This is a genomic window from Paractinoplanes deccanensis (assembly GCF_016862115.1).
In the GTDB taxonomy this organism is placed as follows: Bacteria; Actinomycetota; Actinomycetes; order Mycobacteriales; family Micromonosporaceae; genus Actinoplanes; species Actinoplanes deccanensis.
In genome coordinates, this window is record NZ_BOMI01000117.1 from 23,845 (window position 1) to 43,282 (window position 19,438).

Consider the following 19,438-nt stretch of genomic DNA (forward strand, 5'->3'; position numbering starts at 1 on the left):
CGGGGGCGGAAACTTCAGACTTCAAGCTTCAACGAATCTGCGGAGCTTCGCCAGGGCCCGGGTGCGCAGCCGTGAGACGTGCATCTGGGAGATGCCCTCCAGCTCGGCGATCTGGCGCTGGGTGAGGTTGCCGTAGAAGTCGCGGGCCAGGATGCGCTGCTCGCGCTCGTCGAGGGTGGCCAGCGCGGGGCCGAGCATCAGGCGCAGCTCGACCAGGGCATATCCGTGCTCCTCGACGCCGAGGGTGGAGGAGAGGTCGAGCTCGCCGTCCGGGCCGGTGGGCGTGGAGAGGCTCGCCGCGGTGTAGGCGCTCGCGCCCTCCATCCCCTCGATCACCTCCTCCTCGCCGATCTGGAGGTCGGCGGCCAGGTCGGCCACGGTCGGGCGGCGGCCCAGCCGGTGGGTCAGGTCGTTGTCGGCCTCGGCGATGGCCGAGCGCAGCTCCTGGAGCCGGCGCGGCACCCGTACGGACCAGGTCCGGTCCCGGAAGTGCCGCTTGAGCTCGCCGACGATGGTGGGCACGGCGAAGGTGGTGAACTCGACGCCGCGCTCCCCGTCGTAGCGGTCCACGGCCTTGACCAGGCCGAGCGCGGCCACCTGGAGCAGGTCCTCGGCCGGCTCGCCGCGCCCGATGTAGCGGTAGGCGAGGTGCCGGGCGAGCGACAGCCACGCCTCGATGGCCCGCTGCCGCAGCGCCGGATAGGCCGGATGGCGCGTGGACAGGCGCGCCACCGCGGCGACGAGGGCGCGGGCATCGGGGTCGAAGGCCGGCGGGGCGGTGACGGCGGTCATCGAGCCGCCACGACGGTGTGCCGGCGGGCCGCGGCCCGCGGATGCCGGTCGAGCTCCCGGTCGAGCGTCACCGCCGCGTCGATCAGGGCCAGGTGGGTGAAGGCCTGCGGGAAGTTGCCCAGCTGCTCGCCGGTGAGCCCGATCTCCTCGGAGAACAGGCCGAGGTGGTTGGCGTAGGTGAGCATCTTCTCGAAGGTGAGCCGGGCCCGGTCCAGCTCGCCGGCGGCGGCCAGCGCCGAGACGTAGGCGAACGTGCACAGCGAGAACGTGCCCTCCGAGCCGCGCAGCCCGTCCGGGGACGCCGCCGGGTCGTACCGGTAGACCAGGCTGTCGGTGACCAGCTCCTTCTCCATGGCGCGCAGGGTGGAGGCCCACATCGGGTCGGCCGGGGTGATGAAGCCGACCGTGGGCATGCGCAGCAGCGACGAGTCGAGCACCTCGGTGTCGTAGTGCTGCCGGAACGCCTGCCGCGCGGTGCTCCAGCCGCGGGTCATGATCTCGGTGTAGAGGGCGTCGCGTTCCCGGCGCCAGGTCTCCAGCGGGGCGGGCCGGCCGTGCTCGGCGGCCATCCGCAGGGCGCGGTCGAGGGCCACCCAGCACATCAGCCTGCCGTACGTGAAGTTCTGGCGCCCGCCGCGCGTCTCCCAGATGCCCTCCTCGGGCTGCGACCAGTTCGCCGCGACCCAGTCGGCCAGGTCGCGGATCGCCAGCCAGCCCTGGTGCCCGGGGGCGAGGCCGTGCCGCCCGGCCACGTACAGGCTGTCCATCGCCTCGCCGTAGATGTCGAGCTGGAGCTGACCGGCCGCGCCGTTGCCGATGCGCACCGGCGCCGAGCCCCGGTAGCCGCTCCAGTGCGGCAGGATCTCCTCGGTGAGGTCGCTGGACCCGTCGACCCGGTACATGATCTGCAGCGGGCCGCCGCCGTCCTTGCCGTCCTGCTCGTCGACCCGGTCGCGCAGCCAGCGGCCGAGCGCCAGCGCCTCGTCGGTGAAGCCGAGCGAGAGCAGCGAGTAGACCGAGAACGAGGCGTCGCGGACCCACGTGTAGCGGTAGTCCCAGTTGCGCTCGCCGCCGATCTGCTCGGGCAGCGCCGCGGTGGGCGCGGCGATCAGGGCGCCCGTGGGGGCGTACGTCATGAGCTTGAGCGTGATCGCCGAGCGGTTGACCATCTCGCGCCAGCGGCCCGCGTAGGTGCAGCGGCCCAGCCACGACTCCCAGAAGTCGACCGTCTCGTCGAACAGCCGCAGCGCCTCGGCCACCGGGACCGCGCTCACCGGCCCGGCCGCGCCGGTCTCCAGCAGCAGGCCGCGGGCCTCGCCGGCGCGCAGCCGCAGCTCGGCGTGGACGTCGCCCTCGCCGTCGACGCCGGTGGCGGCGCGTGCGTCGCCGGGCTCGCGGATCAGCCGGACGGTCAGCACGCTGCGGGCGCCCTGGAAGACCACGCCGTCCTCGGCGAGGTGGGTCTCGAACGGCTCGCGGGCGTAGTCGAAGCGCGGGGCCACCCGTACCGAGAAGGTCATCTCGCCCCGGACGCAGCGGACCAGCCGCACCAGGCGGTGCCGGTCGTGGTGGCCGTCGATCGGCATGAAGTCGACGACCTCGCCGACGCCGGCCTCGGTCATGAACCGGGTGATCAGCACGGCGGTGTCGGGCAGGTAGAGCTGTTTGGCGGTGTAGCCGGCGGTCGCCGGGTGCGTGGCGAGCCGGCCGCCGCGTACGGGATCGAGCAGCGCGCCGAAGACGCTGGGTGAGTCGAAGCGCGGTGCGCAGAACCAGTCGAGGGTCCCGTCGGTGGCGATGAGAGCCGCCGTCCGGAGGTCGCCGATCAGGCCGTGGTCGGCGATGAGCGGGTGGTCTTGCATAACGGCAGCATGCGGCGTTTTCGGCCGGGTTTCCTCATGCGCCAGGGGTGAAGCGCGGCCGGCACATTGACGGACTCCTTTGATCCCCCTAAGTTTCGAGGGAACTCCGGAAGTTACGGGCGCGCGTGATCGCCACCGATCGCGCCCGGGCCGCCGGCACATACAAAGGAGTCGCTGTGAGAAAGGCACTGATCGTCCTCGTCGCGCTTCCCCTGCTTGCCCTCGGTGCACAACCGGCCGTGGCGCACGGTCACGGCGACGGGAAGACCCTGCGGCAGGCCGCGCCCCGAGACTTGCGGATCGGTTCCGCGGTCGCGGGCGGCGGGCACCACGTCGACCAGCCCTATCCCGATCCGTTCACCTACGACCGGCCGTACCGGAAGGTCCTGGCCCGGGAGTTCAATTCGGTCTCGCCCGAGAACCAGATGAAATGGGAGTTCATCCACCCGGAGCGCAACCGGTACAACTTCGGCCCGGCCGACGCGATCGTGCGCTTCGCCCGCGAGAACGGCCAGGTCGTGCGCGGGCACACCCTGCTGTGGCACAGCCAGAACCCGGCGTGGCTCAACGAGGGCACGTTCACCAAGGCCGAACTGCGCTCGATCCTCAAGAGCCACATCTTCACCGTCGTCGGCCACTACCGCGGCAAGATCCAGCAGTGGGACGTCGCCAACGAGATCTTCAACGAGAACGGCGAGTACCGCCAGGAGAACATCTTCATCCGTGAGCTCGGGCCGGGGATCGTCGCCGACGCGTTCCGCTGGGCGCACCAGGCCGACCCCAGGGCGCAGCTCTTCCTCAACGACTACGGCGTCGAGTGGCCGGGCGTGAAGGTCGACGCCTACGAGGCGCTGGCCAAGCAGCTGCTCGCCGACCGCGTGCCGCTGCACGGCTTCGCCTCCCAGGCGCACCTGAGCATGCGGTACGGCGCGCCCGACCAGCTGGCGAGCGTGCTCCAGCGCTTCGACGACCTCGGCCTGCACACCGCGATCACCGAGCTCGACGTGCGCATGGACCTGCCCGAGGGCGGCGTGCCGACCGCCGAGCAGCTGGCCACCCAGGCCACCTACTACAAGACGGTGCTCGACGCGTGCCTCGCCGTGGACGGCTGCAACTCGTTCACGATCTGGGGCTTCACCGACAAGTACTCGTGGGTGCCCGTCTTCTTCCCGTCCGAGGGCGCCGCGACGGTGATGTGGGACGACTTCGCCAAGAAGCCGGCCTACTACGCGCTGCGCGACACGCTGAAGGCCGCGCGCCGCTGAGAGCGGACCGCCGCCCGGGTCCGCCATCCCGGGCGGCGGTTCTCCCGCACCGCTCAGGGCGTCACGATCGGGAACGCCGGATCCGGCTCGTCGAGCAGCTCCACGAGCAGCTGGAGCACCTTGGGGTCGCCCTCGGTCTCCACGCCCTCGAGGCCGCGGCCGGCCAGGATGCCGAGCAGCTGCGGCTTCGTCAGGGCGAGCCGCAGATCGGCGCCGGCGGACGGTTCCGCCGGCCAGTGGATCAGCGCGCCGTTCGACAGCGTCATCCGGTACGCCGTACCGAGATCGGTGAAGCGCCAGTCGATGGTCAGCGACGCCGACCACGCGCGGGGCCCGTTCACCCGCACCGCGATCGAGTCGAAGAGCTGCTCGATCGTGAGCGCGTGCGCCATGCCGGAGGCGCTCACCCAGTCGTCGCCCATCGAGACCCCGTCGCGCAGCTCCTGCGCCCCGGTCAGGTAGAAGTTGCGCCACGTGCCGCTCTCCGCGCCGAAGCCGAGCCGCTCGTACACCTCGGCGAGCAGCGCCTTGGCCGCCGCGTGCGAGGGCTCGGCGAACACCGCGTGGTTGAGCAGCTGGGCCGCGAAGCGCAGGTCGCCCGCGTCCACGTACCCCCGGGCCTTGGCCACCACCTCGCCGGCGCCGCCCATGCAGTCCACGTAGCGCCGGGCCGACTCCACCGGCGGATGCTCCCACAGGTGCGCCGGGTTGCCGTCGAACCAGCCCAGATAGCGCTGACAGATCGCCTTGACGTTGTGGCTGACCGAGCCGTAGTAGCCGCGCGCGTGCCACGCCCCCGCCAGCTCCGGCGGCAGCTCGATCGTCTCGGCGATCTCGGCGCCGGTCAGCCCCTGGTTGAGCATGCGCAGGGTCTGGTCGTGGAGGTACGCGTACAGATCGCGCTGTTGCGCCAGGAACGTGCCGATCCGCTCGCGTCCCCACGTCGGCCAGTGATGCGAGGCGAACAGGACGTCCGCCCGGTCCGCGAACAGCGTCCGGGCCTCGTTGAGGTAGCGGGACCACATCCGCGCGTCCCGGACCACCGCGCCGCGCAGCGTCAGCACATTGTGCAGGTTGTGGGTCGCGTTCTCGGCCATGCACAGCGCCGCCCGGTCCGGGAAGAAGAAGTTCATCTCGGCGGGCGCCTCGGTGTTCGGCGTGACCTGGAAGACGATGCGGACGCCGTCGACCACCTCCTCCTGGCCGGTGTGCGTGATGTCCACGGTCGGCGCCAGCAGGGTGACCTCGCCGGTGGACGCGGTCTGGCCGAGCCCGGTGCCGATCAGGCCGCGCGCGTCGCGGGGGAGCGGGCTGCCGGTGTGGAACATGCCGCGGCGCAGCATCGCCGTGCCGGCGTACACGTTCTCGGCCACCGCGTGCTCGAGGAAGCCCTCCGGCGCCAGGATCGGCACGTCACCCTCGACGACGCCGGCCACCCCGCCGAAGTGGTCGATGTGCGAGTGCGTGTAGATGACGCCGGTGACCGGCCGGTCGCCGCGGTGGTCGCGGTAGAGCCGCAGCGCCGCGGCCGCGACCTCCTTCGACACCAGCGGGTCGATGACGATGACCCCGGTGTCGCCCTCGACCAGCGTCATGTTCGACAGGTCGAGGCCGCGCACCTGGTAGATGCCGGCGGTGACCTCGTACAGCCCGTGCTTGGCGCAGAGCTGCGACTGTCTCCACAGGCTGGGGTTCGCCGTGTCCGGGCACGGCCCGTCGAGGAAGCCGAAGGAGTCGTTGTCCCAGACCGTCCGGCCCTCGGCGTTCGTCACCACGCAGGGGTCCAGCCCGCCGATCCGGCCGCGGTCGGCGTCGTCGAAGTCCGTCCGGTCGTCGTATCGCAGATCGCTCATGCCGCCAGCGTCGCCGCGACGGCGCGGACGGGCTTCACCCAGCGGGGGTGAGACGCCCGCCGGCCTCCGTGTAGGTCTCACCGGTCTCGGGGCAGACCCACGTGCCGTCGCCCTTGCTCTCCAGCGGCCGCCCGGCCCGGCCGACCCAGCCGACGCGGCGGGCGGGCACCCCGACCACGAGCGCGAAGTCGGGCACGTCCTTGGTGACGACCGCCCCGGCGGCCACGAGCGCCCAGCGACCCACGGTCACCGGCGCCACGCACACCGCGCGAGCGCCGATGGCGGCGCCCTCACCGATCGTCACGCCGACCGCGTGCCAGTCGTCACCGGTCTTCAGCCGGCCGTCGGGCGTGACGGCGCGCGGATACTCGTCGTTCGTCAGCACGGCGGCCGGGCCGATGAAGACGCCGTCGGCGAGGCGGGCCGGCTCGTAGACCAGCGCGTGGTTCTGCAGCTTGACGTTGTCGCCGATCACGACGCCGGGACCCACGTACGCCCCGCGGCCGACGTTGCAATTGCTGCCGAGCACGGCATCTTCCCGGATCTGCGCGAGATGCCAGATTCGGGTGCCTTCGCCGATCTTGGCACGGTCATCGACATCCGCCGTGGGCGCAACCTGACTCATAGCGGGCCAGACTAGCGGCCGGGAAACAAGAAAAGGTGTCGCGAAATCGACCCGGCGGCCCATTGTGCCCGATGGTCGTCGTCCACTTTGACCGAGAGTCGGGGAGGCTCGACCGAACGTACCGGCGGCCCCTCCCGGCCTCGGCCGGAATTCCGCCCACCCCCTTCCGGCGGGTGCGCCGGGATCGATAGCTTCCGGCACGGCACTACTTTCCGCCGTCCACCGTGCAACCGGAACGGATGTCCGTGACTACTCCTATCGGTATCGCCGTCGTCGGGGCCGGGTACTGGGGCCCCAACCTCGTCCGCAACTTCCAGGCCGTGCCCGCCTTCCGGCTGCGCTGGCTCTGCGACCTCGACGTCGACCGGGCCCGCCGGGTCCTCGGCGACTACTCGACCGTCCAGGTCACCGCCGACCTCGACGAGGTGCTCGCCGACCCCGAGGTTCAGGCCGTCGCCATCGCCACGCCGGCCGGCACTCACCTGCCGGTCGCCATGGCGGCACTGCGAGCCGGTAAGCACGTCCTCGTGGAGAAGCCACTGGCCGCGACGTACGAAGAGGGCCGCACCCTGGTCGAGGAGGCGGACCGCCGCGGCCTGACCCTGATGTGCGACCACACCTACTGCTACACGCCGGCCGTGCTGCGCATCCGCGAGCTGCTGCACTCGGGCGAGCTGGGCGAGCTGCACTTCCTCGACTCGGTGCGCATCAACCTGGGCCTGGTCCAGCGCGACATCGACGTGGTGTGGGACCTGGCGCCCCACGATCTGTCCATTCTCGACTTCGTGCTGCCCGGCAACGTTCGCCCGGTCGCCGTCGCGGCGCACGGAGCGGACGGTATCGGTGCGGGCCGGGCATGCGTGGCATACCTGACGCTGGAGCTCAGCAACGGCGCGATCGCCCACATCCACGTCAACTGGCTGTCGCCGGTCAAAATCCGTACCGCCATCTTCGGCGGGTCCAAGCGGACGCTCGTGTGGGACGACCTCAACCCCAGCCAGCGGGTCGCCATCTACGACCGCGGCGTCGACGTGGCCTCGCCCGAGGAGCTCGGCGACGAGCAGCGCCGCGACATCCTCGTCTCCTACCGCTCCGGCGACATGGTCGCGCCGGCGCTGACCGAGCGCGAGGCGCTGCGCACGATGGTCGAGGAGTACGGGCGGGCCATCACCACCGGCGAGCCGGCGCTGACCGACGGCCGTTCCGGACTGCGGGTCCTCGAAATCCTCCAGGCCGCGTCTCGTAGCCTGGCCGAGGGCGGAACGATGATCAAACTCGATGAAGGGCACATGGCGTGACGGGCGTACAGATCGAGGGCGCGCGCGCCCTCGTCACGGGCGGGGCGGGCACCATCGGCTCGCACGTCGTCGACGAGCTGGTCCGCGGCGGCGCCGCGGAGATCGTGGTGCTGGACAACTTCGTGCGCGGCCGGCGGGAGAACCTGGCCTGGGCGCTCGAGAACGGGCCGGTCGAGCTGGTCGAGGGCGACATCCGCGACGTCGCCCTGGTCAAGCGGGTGACCGCCGGCAAGGACCTGGTGTTCCACCTCGCCGCCATCCGCATCACGCAGTGCGCCGAGGAGCCGCGGCTCGCCAACGAGGTGCTCGTCGACGGCACCTTCAACGTCGTCGAGGCCGCGGCCGAGGCGGACGTCAAGAAGCTCATCGCCTCCTCGTCGGCCTCCGTCTACGGCCTGGCCGAGGAATTCCCGACCACCGAGCGCCACCACCCGTACAACAACGACACGTTCTACGGCGCGGCCAAGGCGTTCAACGAGGCGACCCTGCGCAGCTTCCACGCGATGAAGGGCCTCGACTACGTCGCGCTGCGCTACTTCAACGTGTACGGCCCGCGGATGGACATCTACGGCCTCTACACCGAGGTGCTCATCCGCTGGATGGAGCGCATCGAGTCGGGCACGCCGCCGCTGATCCTCGGCGACGGCCTCGCGACGATGGACTTCGTCCACGTGGCCGACATCGCCCGCGCCAACATCCTGGCCGCCCGCGCCGACGTGACCGACGAGGTCTTCAACATCGCCAGCGGCACCGAGACCAGCCTGCGCGACCTCGCCGCCGCGCTGAGCGAGGTCATGAAGAGCGACCTGGAGCCCGAGTTCGGCCCGGCCCGCGCGGTCAACGGCGTCACCCGGCGCCTCGCCGACACCAGCGCCGCCGCCGACAAGCTCGGCTTCCGCGCGGAGCTGTCGCTGCACGAGGGCCTGCAGGGGCTCGTGGACTGGTGGCGGTCGTCAAAGTGATCCCCGTGATGATTCCCCAGCTGGGAGAGGAAGAAGCTCAGGCCGCGGCCGAGGCGGTCCGCTCCGGCTGGGTCGCCCAGGGGCCGCGCGTCGCCCGCTTCGAGCAGGAGTTCGCGACCACCGTCGGCGCCTCGCACGGCGTCGCGGTCAGCTCCTGCACGACCGCCCTGCACCTCGCCCTCGTGGTGCTCGACATCAAGCCCGGTGACGAGGTCGTCGTCCCGTCGCTGTCGTTCATCGCCACGGCCAACGCGGTCCGCTACGTGGGCGCGACGCCCGTCTTCGCCGACGTCGACCTGGCCACGGGCAACCTCACGGTCGAGACGGTCGACGCCGTGCGCACCGCACGCACCCGCGCGGTTATCGCGGTGCACCAGGGCGGCGTCCCGTTCGACACGGCTGCCCTGCGCAAGGCCGCCGACGGCTGGGGTGTCGCGCTTGTCGAGGACGCCGCCTGCGCGGCCGGCGCCACCGCGTACGGCCAGCCCGCCGGCACCGGCGCGGCCCTCGCCGCCTGGTCGTTCCACCCCCGCAAGCTCATCACCACCGGCGAGGGCGGCATGGTGACGCTCGACGACGCCGACCGGGCCGTGCGCCTGCGCCGGCTGCGCGAGCACGGCATGAACGTCTCCGCCGCCGACCGGCACGCGAGCGCCCAGCCGGTGCTCGAGGCCTACCTGGAGACCGCCTACAACTACCGGATGACCGACATCCAGGCGGCGGTCGGGCTCGTGCAGCTCGGCCGGCTGCCCGGCCTGGTCGCCGACCGGCGGGCCAAGGCGGCGCGCTACCAGGAGCTGCTCGCGGACATCGACGGTCTGGTGCCTGTGCGTGACCCCGCCTACGGCCAGACCAACTACCAGTCGTTCTGGGTGCTCATCAACCCGTCGTACGGCACGAGCCGCGACGACGTGCTGGCCGAGCTGGCCCGCCGCGGCGTGTCGGCCCGGCGCGGCATCATGGCCGCCCACCTCGAGCCCGCCTACGAGGGTGTCGAGCACGCGCCGCTGCCGGTGACCGAGCGCATCACCCGCGACTCGCTCATCCTGCCCCTGCACCACGCGCTGACCACCGACGACCAGGACCATATCGTCGGCGTGCTGCGCGACCTGGCCAGGCCGTGACGGACCTCGTCATCGTCGGCGCGGGCGGCTTCGCGCGGGAGACCGCGTCGGCCGCCCGCGACACCTGGAACGTCCTCGGCTTCCTCGACGACGATCCGGCCCTGCACGGCACCGTCCGATCCGGCCTGCCGATCCTGGGCGGCACCGAGCGGGTCCACGAGACGGACGCGGCGGTCGTGGTCTGCGTGGGCAATCCGCGCAACTTCACCGCCCGCAAGCAGATCGTCGAGCGTCTCGGCCTGCCCGCGGAGCGGTACGCGACGGTCGTGCACCCGCTCGCGTCGGTCGGCGCGGGCAGCGTCCTCGGCCCCGGCACCGTGCTGCTCGCCGGCACGGTGCTCACCGCCGACGTCGCCGTCGGGTCGCACGTCGCGGTCATGCCGCAGGCCGTGCTCACCCACGACGACCGGGTCGGCGACTACTGCACCATCGCCTCCGGCGTGCGCCTCGGCGGCGGCGCGGTGCTCGACGAGGGCGCGTACGCCGGCTCGGGCGCCCTCATCCGCGAGGGCGTCAAGGTCGGCGCCTGGTCTCTCGTCGGCATGGGGTCGGTCGTGCTGCACGACGTGCCCGCCGGTGAGGTCTGGGCCGGCAACCCGGCCCGCCTGATCCGTCCCCTTTCCTAGGAGTTGAAAAGCATGTCCCGGATCCCGCTCGTCGACCTCGCCGCCGCCCACGCCGAGGTGGCCGAGGAGGTCGAGGCCGGCTTCAAGCGCGTCATCGCCGAGACCGCGTTCGTCGGCGGCGCCGAGGTGGCCGCGTTCGAGCAGGAGTACGCCGCCTTCTCCGGCCTGGCGCACTGCGTCGGCGTGGCCAACGGCACCGACGCGCTCGAGCTCGCCCTGCGCGCCGTCGGCGTCGGCCCCGGCACCGAGGTCATCCTGCCGGCGAACACCTTCATCGCCACGGCCGAGGCGGTCGCCCGCTGCGGCGCGAAGGTCGTGCTCGTCGACTGCGACCCCCGCACCTACCTGATCGACACCGAGGCCGCCCTCGCGGCCGTCACCCCGGCCACCAAGGCCATCGCGCCCGTGCACCTCTACGGCCAGATGGCCGAGGTCGAGCGCCTCGCCGAGGCCGGCGTCGCCATCGTCGAGGACGCCGCCCAGTGCCAGGGCGCGACCCGCCACGGCCGCGCCGCGGGCGCCGGCGGCATCGCCGCGACCAGCTTCTACCCCGGCAAGAACCTCGGCGCGTACGGCGACGCGGGCGCCGTGGTGACCGACACCGAGGAGCTCGCCACCACCGTCCGCACCCTCGGCAGCCACGGCGGCCTGCGCAAGTACCACCACGACCTGATCGGCGTGAACAGCCGCCTCGACGGCCTCCAGGCGGTCGTGCTCCGCGCCAAGCTGGCCCGCCTCGCCGACTGGAACGACCGCCGGCGCGCCGCCGCGGCCCGCTACCACGAGCTGCTCGCCGACCTCGACGTCGTGCTCCCCGAGACCCTCGACGGCAACGAGCACGTCTGGCACATCTACTGCGTGCGGGTGCCGGGCGGCCGCCGCGACGCGGTGCTCGAGCGCCTCAACGCGGCCGGCGTCGGCGCGGGCATCCACTACCCGATCCCGGTGCACAAGACCGGCGCCTTCGCCCACCTGGGCGGATCGTTCCCGAACGCCGAGACGGTGGCTCCCGAGATCCTGTCCCTGCCGATCTATCCGCAGATCACGCCCGCCCAGCAGGCCCGGGTGGCCGAGGCCCTCGCCGCGGCGCTGGCCGCCTGACATGTACGTCTCCCTGCGCGACCGGCCCGGCGCCGACAAGGCACCGGGCCCCGGCAGCACCGTCGTCAAACGCGTCTCGACGACAGTGCTGCTGCTCGGCACCGTCAGCCTGCTGACCGACGTCTCCTCCGAGATGGTGGCGTCGGTCCTGCCGCTGTACCTCACCGCGGCGGTCGGTCTGAGCCCGGTCGCGTACGGCTTCCTGGACGGCATGTACCAGGGCGTCAGCGCCGTCGTCCGCATCGCCGGCGGCTACGCGGGCGACCGCGGCGGCCAGCCCAAGTGGGTCGCGGTGCTCGGCTACGGCGCGTCCGCGGTCAGCCGCATCCTGATGCTGCCGGCCGCCGGCTTCGCCGCCATCACGGCGGTCGTGACCGGCGACCGGCTCGGCAAGGGCCTGCGCACGGCGCCACGCGACGCGCTCATCGCCGAGGCGTCCGATCCGAGCATGCTGGGCCGGTCGTTCGGGGTGCACCGCGCGCTCGACACGGTCGGCGCCGCGCTCGGCCCCGTGGTGGCGTTCGCGCTCCTCGCCTCGGTGCCCGGCAGCTACGACTCCATCTTCGTGGTGTCCTTCGCGGTGGCCCTGGTCGGCCTGGCCGTGCTGGTCCTCTTCGTGCCGAATCTGCGCACGTCGACCGGGGCGGTCCGGGTCGGACTGCGCCGCGTCCTCCGCGAGATCGGCGGCCGCCGGCTGCGGCGGCCGCTCATCGCCGCTGCGGTGCTCGGCCTGCTCACCGTCGGCGACGGGTTCCTCTACCTGTCGCTGCAGGACCGTGACGACATCGCGGCGCAATACTTCCCCCTGCTGTACGTGGGCACGAACATCGCCTACCTCGCGCTCGCCGTGCCGCTGGGCCGGCTGTCGGACCGGGTGGGGCGGGGCCGCGTGCTCGTGGCCGGCCACGGCGCGCTGCTGGCGTGCTACCTGCTGGCAGCGCTCCCGGCCGGCGGGATCGGGCTCACCGTGAGCGTCCTGCTGCTGCTCGGCGTGTTCTACGCCGCCACCGACGGTGTCCTTCCGGCCCTGATCAGCCGCCTGGTGTCCGCCGAGACACGGGGCAGCGGCATCGCGGCGGCCCAGACCGTCGTGGCGCTCGCCCGGTTTGCCTCGTCCGTGCTGTTCGGTCTCCTGTGGGCCGTGCAGGGTCCCGGCCGCTCCCTGGTGCTCTTCGCGGTTCTGCTGGCCGCGGCGGTGCCGGTCGCGGCTTGGCTGTTGCGCGGCATCGACCGGGCCGAGGCCGCCGCGTGACCACCACGCTGCGGCTGCGCCTCGGGCTCCTGGCACTGGTTGTCGTCGGGGGCCTGCTCGGTGCCGGGGGATACGTGCTGCACGTGCGCCAGAGCCAGGCCAGGGCGAGCGCCGAGGCCGCGCCCGTGGCCCAGGCCGGCGACCTCGGCGCGCTGCGGACGCGGCCGCACCTGGTCTTCCGGAGCACGGCGCTCGGCGACACGTACGGAAAGGTCGCCGTGGTGCCGTTGTCCGCGCCCGGCGGGCCCCGGGCGGTCACGTCCGCCTCGTGCGAACGTGTCTACGCCACGGCCGTGGACGCGATCTGCCTGTCCGCCAAGCGCGGCATCGTCACCACGTATCAGGCTCGCCTGCTCGACAGCGAGTGGCAGCCGACCCGGCAGCTGCCGTTGACCGGGCTGCCCAGCCGCGCTCGGCTGTCCCGGGACGGCTCGCTCGTCGCCACGACGACGTTCGTCTTCGGCGACTCCTACGCGAACCCGGGCCAGTTCTCCACCCGGACCGTCGTGACCCGCACCGACGGCGAGGTCGTCGGCGACATCGAGAAGTTCACGCTGACCGTCGACGGCAAGGTGGTCGGCGCGGCGGACAAGAACCTGTGGGGTGTCACCTTCGCGGACGACGACCGCTTCTACGCGACCGCATCGTCCGGTGGCAAGACCTGGCTCGTCGAGGGCAGCCTCGCCAAGCGCACCGTGAAGGCCCTGCGCGGCGACGTGGAGTGCCCGTCGCTCTCGCCGGACGGCACCAGGATCGGCTTCAAGAAGCACGGGGACCTGTCCGCCGGGCGCTGGCGGCTCGCCGTCTACGACCTGCGCACCGGCAAGGAGACGCTGCTGTCGGAGACCCGCAGCGTCGACGACCAGGTCGAGTGGCTCGACAACGACACCGTCGTCTACGGGGTGCCGCGCACGGCCGCCGACGGGACCGCCACCAGCGACGTCTGGCGCGTCCCGGCCGACGGCGGCGGCAGCCCCCAGGTGCTCGTCCAGGACGCGTGGTCACCGGCCGTCGTCCGGTGACCGTCAAGGAGTGAAACGTGCAGGATCGACCTGAGGTGATGTTCCGGCTCAGCGGCCGGGTCGACGTCGACGACTGGCGCCGTCGCCACGAGCGCGGGGAGGTCCCCGACGCGTGGCCGTACGGCCTGGACCGCATGGCGGCGCACGGGGTCCGGGTGACGCCGGCGCCCGCGTACACCGGCGACCCGCGCGTCGCCCGTCTCGCGCGGGGCCTGGGCGGCCGGTACGAATGGCTCGAGTCCCGCACCTCGGCCGGTGCCCCGGACGCAGTGCTCTGCTGGGACGAGCGCGTGGGTGTGCCCTCGGCGAGGAACGCGCGCGGCCCGAAAGTCCTCACCGGCGTGATCTGGCTGACCGACGAGCAGCGCACCAGCCGCACCCACCGCCTCCTGGCCGGCTCCGCCCTGCGGCGTGCGCACCGGGTGTGGGCGCTCTCCTCGGCGCAGTTGCCGGTGCTGCGCGACGACTTCGGCGTGCCCGAGAAGCACCTGGTGCACCTGCCGTTCGGCATCGACACCGACTTCTTCCGCCCCGCGGCCACCGACCCGGAGCCCGGCCTGGTGATCGGGGCCGGCAACGACCGGCACCGCGACCACCCTGCCCTCGTCGCGGCCGTCGGCACCCTGCGCCGCACCGACCCGGCCGTCCGCCTCGAACTGGCGACGAGACAGGCGATCGAGGTCCCGGCCGAGCTCGGCGCCCGGCACACCGCCCTGACCCACCCGCAGATGCGCGCTCTCTACGGTCGCGGTGCGGTGGTCGCGGTGGCCCTGCGCCCCAACCTCCACGTCAGCGGCATCTCGGTGATCCTGGAGGCGATGGCCTGCGGCCGCCCGGTGGTCGTCAGCGACACCCCGGGCATGCGCGACTACGTCACCCACGGCAGCACGGGTCTGCTGGTCCCGCCCGGCGAGGTGAGCGCGTTCGCCGCCGCGATCCGCGACCTGCTGACCGACCCACAGCGGGCGGCCGAGATGGGCGCCGCCGCCCGCCGCGACGTGGAGCGCCGATTCAGCACCCAGGTCCAGGCGGGCCATCTCGCGGCGCTCTTGTGAGCTCCTGACACCGCAACGGCACCTGCCGCACCGACCGGCCGCCGGCCAGGCGCAGATCTTGCTCATCGACTGACGGAGCCCGGCCGCCTTGGGCTCCGTGATCGGAGTGGAAGATCGCTCCGACCAGGCTGACCCGTGTGCGGACGGCGGGGTGCAGGGCGTCAACGACGGGTTCGGTGCGCAGGTGATCGGCGATGGTGGTCACCGTCCGCCGGCGCAGCCGCAACCCGCGCAGGTGGTGCCGGCGCGTCACCCGGGCGACCTTCTTGTGCTTCACCGCCGGCCGGCCCTCGACGTCGGCCCTCTACGTCGGCAGAGACCATGCCCGGCTGACGCTCGACGGGGCCGGCCGGGCACGGGCCACCAGCCACCGGTGCCGGTGCGGTGCTAACGCGGGCCGTACACCTCGTCCTCGATGGCGCGCACGGTGGCGCGCTGGGCGTTGTCCCAGGCCACCGGCCGCACGCTGGCGCTGATCTCGGCCGGTGCGGCGGCCTTGCCGGTGACCACGTCGCTGAGGGCGTCGGCCAGGCCCAGCGGAGTGGGCGGGGCCCAGCGCACGTGCGGGTTGTCGAGGCTCGCCCGGGCGTAGCGGGACTCGCCGGTCACCGGGACCACGCCGCACGCCAGCATCTCGTCCGGCACCAACGAGACATTGGTGAACGACAGGGCCAGCCCGGCCGCGCACCGGTTGTAGAGCTCGCTGAGCTGCGCCGGCGTGAGGTGGCCGTGGTTGGTCACCGGGAACGGCATCTGCACCGTCGGGTCGCCGAAGAGGTGGATCTCCTGGTCGGGGTGGCGCCGGTGGAACTCGCGAAGCGCCAGCAGGCCCAGCGCGAAACCGCGCCGGGCCGTGTCGCGCTTGGCGTAGAAGACCACGCCCTCGCGCGGCGAAGGCTCGGTGCAGCGGTACACCGCGTCGTCCCAGCCGAACTCGGCGACGTCGGCGGTGGCGCCGAACTGGTCGTGCAGCAGGTCGGCGAGCATCCGGCCCACCGTGATGGGCCGGAACCCGAACCGGTACGTGTCCTCGGCCAGCGCGTATTCGGCGCCCTGAGGGTAGAACCAGGGCTCGAAGTCCTGAATGAAATAGAGCCGCCGGGTGGCCACCTCGGACCGTGACGCGAGCACGTGCGCGGTCGGCCAGCCCGTGGCCACGTAGGCGTCGAGCGGAGCCAGGCCCGCGGCCACCGACCTGATCTCGGCCCGCACTCCCGGCCAGGCGCCCCGGATCACGTCGGTGTGCCGTTCGAGCTCGCCGTCGAAGACGTCGTACAGGTAGATCACGCAGGTGTGCCCGGCCGCCTCGAGCGCCTCCACCATGCGGAACATGGTGGTGTGGCCGCCGGAGCCCGCGCCGGGCGGCGTGCAGATCCGCCCGACTCCCAGCGGGGTGCCGGGCGCCGGGCGGGTCGCCGGCACCGCGAGCTCGAGACCCCGGGAGTCCGCCACGTCGTCGTACCGCAGCGGGAAGTCCAGCGCCGAGGCGCCGAGCTTGTGGTAAGCCACTCGGGCGACCCGCTGGGCGAAGCCGCGCGCGCCGTGCTTGCGCAGCAGCCGCACCGTCTCCCTCGAACGGGCCGCCGCGGAACCGGCGCTGATCAATCCCACTCCGCTCACCGGAGCCGTCCCTTCCGCCCGTGCGGGTCAGATGCTGAGGATGCCGAGTTTGCGCGCCAGGCGCAGCGCCCGGTCGAACAGCCAGATGCCGGAGGTGAACGCCACGACGCAGAACCCGGCCAGGATGGCGAGCAGCACCGGTGCCGACAGCTCGCCCGGAATCGGCTCGCCCATGAGGAGCTGCCGCTCGGCGCTGATCACGTAGAAGTGAGGCACCAGGTAGCTGACCCACCGGATCCAGTCGGGCAGCACGCTGATCGGGAACAGCGCGCCACCGACCACGGAGGCCGCGAGACCGTAGAGCATCACGACCGGCTCGCCCCGCTTGAACAGCACCAGGAACGCCGCGGCGTAGGTGCCCAGCGCGTTGCACGCCACGATGCCGAGGAAGAGCCCGACCAGCCCGAGCGGGATGCCGGAGGCGACGATCGGCGCGCCGAGCAGCCAGCCGATCGCGATCATCACGCAGGCGAGCAGCGCGCCGGTCACGCTGCGCCAGATGTTCATCGCGACCGGGATGAGCGCCCAGGGGACCGGCTCGATGAGGTAGGTCTCGAGGGTGCCACGCTCCTGCGCGAACTGGAGCCGGCTGGTGAGGCCGGTCAGCGCGTCCTGGAGGCCGGCGATGACCGCCGTGCCGATCAGCATGAACACGAAGATGTCGCCGCCGGCGCCGAGGAACGTGGCCTGGAAGTAGTAGAGGAGCACAGGGAACACCACGGCGAGATAGCGCATCACGGTGGAGAGCGGGAACATCCGCTCCTCCACCAGGTCGATGCGGATGTAGCCGGCCAGGGTGTCCAGCACCTTGCGGCCGAACGACCGCTCCGGGATGAGCGAAACGGCCGTCACTTGCTGCCTCCGGTGGTGTAGACGCGGGCGATCAGATCGCGCAGCGGCATCGGGATCTCGCGTACGTGCTCGATGGAGTCGGCGAGCGGGCCCAGCCCCGCGAGGACCGCGCCGACCCGGTGTTTGCCGCCGAGCCGGCAGCGCACGCTGAGGTCGTCGACGGCCACGTCGAGCCCGCGGGCGCGCAGGTCGTCGGCGATCGTGGCGGCCGCGCCGTGGTCGGCGGTGACCAGCTCCAGCTCGGGGTGGTCCCACTCGCGGCGCAGGTCCTCCAGGTCGCCGTCGTACTTCACCCGGCCGCGGTCCATCAGCAGGGCGTGTGACTGGAGGGCCTCGATCTCCTCGAGCCGGTGCGAGGAGATGAGCACGGCGAGCCGCTCGCGCTCGACGAGCTCCGTGATGAGCTCGAGCAGGCCGTGCGCCGCGATCGGGTCGACAGCGCCGGTCGGCTCGTCGAGGATCAGCGCGCGTGGGCCCGGCAGCAGCGCCCGGGCGAGCCGCAGCCGTGCCTTCATGCCGGCGGACAGGCCCGCCACGACGGAGTCGGCCTGCGCCACCAGGTTCACCTGCTCCAGCGCGTACGGGATGCGCTCGGCCAGCAGCTTGGCCGGCATGCCCTGCAGGCGGCCGTGCATGTGCAGGTTCTCCCGGCAGGTGGCCCGCATGAGCAGGCTCCGGTCCTCGGCCGGCATCCAGCCGACGATCTGCCGGATCCTCTCGGAGTCGCGCTCCGCATCGAGGCCCATGACCGTTGCCGAGCCGCCGGTGGCGGTGGTCAGGCCGACCAGGATGCGGAACATGGTCGTCTTGCCGGCGCCGTTGGGGCCGACGATCGCGCAGATCTCACCCGCGTGCACCGCGAGGTTCACGCTGTCCAGCGCGCGCACGCTCTCGGTGAGGTGGGAGCGTGCGAAGACCCGCATCCAGCGGGGTGTCGGCTCGTAGACCTTGGACAACTGCGACAGTTCGATGACCGCGCTCACAGGGACCTCACTGCTCCGAGCACTCCCGTGTGCCGCCAGCGGCGCCAGCGGGCGTGGAAGATGGCTTTGTCGACGGCGGCCGTCACGGGCGCCGGGATCAGGGGCCCGCGGCTGCGGCCGGGTAGCCGCGAGCAGTGGGCGAACAGCCGGGTCTCGCGCACCGTCGGATCGACCCGCTCGGCGAGCGCGACGAGCTCGGCAGCGTTCTCGGCGGGGGAGCCGTTCTCGTATGCCTGCCGCACCGTGACGAGGGCCTCCCGGGCCACTGCCCGGGCGGCGGCGGCCCGCAACGCGGGCGAGCCGGGAACCAGGGCGCCGTCGCCGGCGAAGAAGGCCTCGAAGGCCTTCCATCGCTCGGACAGATCGGTGAGCACACCGGCGAACTGCGAGGAGTGCATGTTGCCGCCGTGCACCCGGTAGAACGCGAGGTCGGCACCGTTGACCCGGCCGACCTGCGCGCGGGCGGCGGCGCGCAGCCACAGCAGGAAGTCGGCCGAGTGGGGCAGTTGCGGGTCGTAGCCCCCGAGCTCACGCATGAGCGACGTGCGCAGCATGACCTCCGGGGTGGCGATCGGGTTGCCGCCGCGGCGGCTCACTTTCGCCAGCCAGTCGGCGCCCTCCCACACCGTCCAGGACCGAGCCTGGGTGCGCGCCGGCCGCGGGACGTCGACGAAGGTCGGCGCGAAGCCGTAGACCATGCCGACGCCCGGGTTGTGCTCCATCAGCGCTGCCGACTGGGCCAGGGCGCCGGGCACCACGACGTCGTCGGCCGACAGGAGCACCACGTAGTCGCCCTCGGCCGCGGCGAGGCCCTCGTTGTAGGTGGCGATGTGGCCCTTGTTGGTCTCGTGGGCGAGCAGCCGCACGCGAGGGTCGGCCTCGGCCAGCTGCCGTGCGACGGCCGCGCTGCCGTCCGGTGAGGCGTCATCGACGATGAGCACGTCCATCTCGACGCCGGGCTGGTCCAGCACGGTCCGCAGGCAGTCGGCGAGGAAGTGACCGTAGTTGTAACACGGGATGACGACCGAGACTCGTGGACGCGACCGCAGGGGCCGGGGAGGTGTTTTGACCGTCATGGCGATGCCCAGACACCTTTCTTCGTATCGCTGACCAGGCTTCCGTACGCGCTGTGCCCGTCACAACCGC

17 protein-coding genes are annotated in these 19,438 nt (G+C 72.4%); 9 read left to right on the top strand and 8 right to left on the bottom strand.

Going from position 1 to position 19,438, the window contains the following annotated elements; genetic code table 11:
• Positions 1 to 21: 21 nt before the first annotated feature.
• Together Ade02nite_RS29630 and Ade02nite_RS29635 are read right to left on the bottom strand one after the other, a co-directional pair.
• Positions 22 to 792: a SigB/SigF/SigG family RNA polymerase sigma factor gene (locus Ade02nite_RS29630; protein ID WP_203771090.1), complete on the bottom strand. Its 771-nt coding sequence runs from the start codon at positions 790 to 792 to the stop codon at positions 22 to 24.
• Positions 789 to 2,654: a glycoside hydrolase family 15 protein gene (locus Ade02nite_RS29635; protein ID WP_203771092.1), complete on the bottom strand. Its 1,866-nt coding sequence runs from the start codon at positions 2,652 to 2,654 to the stop codon at positions 789 to 791. The genes Ade02nite_RS29630 and Ade02nite_RS29635 overlap by 4 nt, the downstream gene beginning before the upstream one ends.
• A gap of 176 nt (positions 2,655 to 2,830) precedes the next feature.
• Here Ade02nite_RS29635 and Ade02nite_RS29640 point away from each other — a divergent pair, with 176 nt between their 5' ends.
• Positions 2,831 to 3,919, top strand: coding sequence for an endo-1,4-beta-xylanase (locus Ade02nite_RS29640; protein WP_203771095.1), 1,089 nt, complete (start codon positions 2,831 to 2,833; stop codon positions 3,917 to 3,919).
• Between the two features lie 53 nt (positions 3,920 to 3,972).
• Here the strand turns inward: Ade02nite_RS29640 and Ade02nite_RS29645 are convergent, their stop codons facing one another.
• Together Ade02nite_RS29645 and Ade02nite_RS29650 are read right to left on the bottom strand one after the other, a co-directional pair.
• Positions 3,973 to 5,772, bottom strand: coding sequence for an alkyl/aryl-sulfatase (locus Ade02nite_RS29645; RefSeq protein WP_203771098.1), 1,800 nt, complete (start codon positions 5,770 to 5,772; stop codon positions 3,973 to 3,975).
• A gap of 34 nt (positions 5,773 to 5,806) precedes the next feature.
• Positions 5,807 to 6,397, bottom strand: a complete 591-nt coding sequence (locus Ade02nite_RS29650; protein WP_203771100.1) for an acyltransferase — start codon at positions 6,395 to 6,397, stop codon at positions 5,807 to 5,809.
• Positions 6,398 to 6,636: 239 nt separating this feature from the next.
• Here Ade02nite_RS29650 and Ade02nite_RS29655 point away from each other — a divergent pair, with 239 nt between their 5' ends.
• The 8 genes from Ade02nite_RS29655 to Ade02nite_RS29690 are packed head-to-tail and all read left to right on the top strand — an operon-like array spanning position 6,637 to position 14,837.
• A complete protein-coding gene (locus Ade02nite_RS29655; protein ID WP_203771102.1) occupies positions 6,637 to 7,695 on the top strand; it encodes a Gfo/Idh/MocA family protein in 1,059 nt (352 codons plus the stop codon).
• Positions 7,692 to 8,657: an NAD-dependent epimerase/dehydratase family protein gene (locus tag Ade02nite_RS29660; protein WP_203771104.1), complete on the top strand. Its 966-nt coding sequence runs from the start codon at positions 7,692 to 7,694 to the stop codon at positions 8,655 to 8,657. The genes Ade02nite_RS29655 and Ade02nite_RS29660 overlap by 4 nt, the downstream gene beginning before the upstream one ends.
• Positions 8,658 to 8,665: 8 nt before the next feature.
• Complete coding sequence (locus tag Ade02nite_RS29665) at positions 8,666 to 9,781, top strand: DegT/DnrJ/EryC1/StrS family aminotransferase (protein ID WP_203771225.1); 1,116 nt, start codon at positions 8,666 to 8,668, stop codon at positions 9,779 to 9,781.
• Positions 9,778 to 10,407: an acetyltransferase gene (locus Ade02nite_RS29670; RefSeq protein WP_203771107.1), complete on the top strand. Its 630-nt coding sequence runs from the start codon at positions 9,778 to 9,780 to the stop codon at positions 10,405 to 10,407. Before Ade02nite_RS29665 ends, Ade02nite_RS29670 begins: the two co-directional genes overlap by 4 nt.
• Before the next feature lie 12 nt (positions 10,408 to 10,419).
• Complete coding sequence (locus Ade02nite_RS29675) at positions 10,420 to 11,508, top strand: DegT/DnrJ/EryC1/StrS family aminotransferase (RefSeq protein ID WP_203771109.1); 1,089 nt, start codon at positions 10,420 to 10,422, stop codon at positions 11,506 to 11,508.
• Between the two features lies 1 nt (position 11,509).
• Entirely contained in the window at positions 11,510 to 12,760 is a 1,251-nt protein-coding gene (locus tag Ade02nite_RS29680) for an MFS transporter (RefSeq protein WP_203771111.1), read from the top strand.
• Entirely contained in the window at positions 12,757 to 13,782 is a 1,026-nt protein-coding gene (locus Ade02nite_RS29685; protein WP_203771113.1) for a TolB family protein, read from the top strand. Before Ade02nite_RS29680 ends, Ade02nite_RS29685 begins: the two co-directional genes overlap by 4 nt.
• A gap of 17 nt (positions 13,783 to 13,799) precedes the next feature.
• On the top strand, positions 13,800 to 14,837 hold the full coding sequence (locus Ade02nite_RS29690) for a glycosyltransferase family 4 protein (RefSeq protein WP_203771115.1): 1,038 nt from the start codon (positions 13,800 to 13,802) through the stop codon (positions 14,835 to 14,837).
• Positions 14,838 to 15,224: 387 nt separating this feature from the next.
• Here Ade02nite_RS29690 and Ade02nite_RS29695 read toward each other — a convergent pair whose 3' ends face one another.
• Genes Ade02nite_RS29695 through Ade02nite_RS29710 form a run of 4 tightly spaced genes read right to left on the bottom strand, consistent with a single transcriptional unit; the run spans position 15,225 to position 19,368 of the window.
• Positions 15,225 to 16,457: a rhamnosyltransferase WsaF family glycosyltransferase gene (locus Ade02nite_RS29695; RefSeq protein WP_203771117.1), complete on the bottom strand. Its 1,233-nt coding sequence runs from the start codon at positions 16,455 to 16,457 to the stop codon at positions 15,225 to 15,227.
• 27 nt (positions 16,458 to 16,484) lie between these two features.
• The gene (locus Ade02nite_RS29700; RefSeq protein ID WP_203771119.1) at positions 16,485 to 17,309 is read right to left on the bottom strand and encodes an ABC transporter permease; all 825 of its coding nucleotides are present in this window, start codon (positions 17,307 to 17,309) and stop codon (positions 16,485 to 16,487) included.
• Positions 17,306 to 18,292 (bottom strand): ABC transporter ATP-binding protein, encoded by a 987-nt coding sequence (locus Ade02nite_RS29705; protein WP_203771121.1) that lies wholly within the window; start codon positions 18,290 to 18,292, stop codon positions 17,306 to 17,308. Before Ade02nite_RS29705 ends, Ade02nite_RS29700 begins: the two co-directional genes overlap by 4 nt.
• Complete coding sequence (locus Ade02nite_RS29710; RefSeq protein WP_203771123.1) at positions 18,289 to 19,368, bottom strand: glycosyltransferase family 2 protein; 1,080 nt, start codon at positions 19,366 to 19,368, stop codon at positions 18,289 to 18,291. The genes Ade02nite_RS29705 and Ade02nite_RS29710 overlap by 4 nt, the downstream gene beginning before the upstream one ends.
• Between the last annotated feature and the right edge of the window lie 70 nt (positions 19,369 to 19,438).

What these genes read in the sequence shown, in the direction of transcription:
- Ade02nite_RS29665 (WP_203771225.1), top strand. Translation starts at nt 8,666, where the DNA reads ATGATTCCCCAGCTGGGAGAGGAAGAAGCTCAGGCCGCGGCCGAGGCG.
- Ade02nite_RS29635 (WP_203771092.1), bottom strand. Translation starts at nt 2,654, where the DNA reads ATGCAAGACCACCCGCTCATCGCCGACCACGGCCTGATCGGCGACCTC.
- Ade02nite_RS29655 (WP_203771102.1), top strand. Translation starts at nt 6,637, where the DNA reads ATGTCCGTGACTACTCCTATCGGTATCGCCGTCGTCGGGGCCGGGTAC.
- Ade02nite_RS29630 (WP_203771090.1), bottom strand. Translation starts at nt 792, where the DNA reads ATGACCGCCGTCACCGCCCCGCCGGCCTTCGACCCCGATGCCCGCGCC.
- Ade02nite_RS29645 (WP_203771098.1), bottom strand. Translation starts at nt 5,772, where the DNA reads ATGAGCGATCTGCGATACGACGACCGGACGGACTTCGACGACGCCGAC.
- Ade02nite_RS29710 (WP_203771123.1), bottom strand. Translation starts at nt 19,368, where the DNA reads ATGACGGTCAAAACACCTCCCCGGCCCCTGCGGTCGCGTCCACGAGTC.
- Ade02nite_RS29675 (WP_203771109.1), top strand. Translation starts at nt 10,420, where the DNA reads ATGTCCCGGATCCCGCTCGTCGACCTCGCCGCCGCCCACGCCGAGGTG.
- Ade02nite_RS29650 (WP_203771100.1), bottom strand. Translation starts at nt 6,397, where the DNA reads ATGAGTCAGGTTGCGCCCACGGCGGATGTCGATGACCGTGCCAAGATC.
- Ade02nite_RS29680 (WP_203771111.1), top strand. Translation starts at nt 11,510, where the DNA reads ATGTACGTCTCCCTGCGCGACCGGCCCGGCGCCGACAAGGCACCGGGC.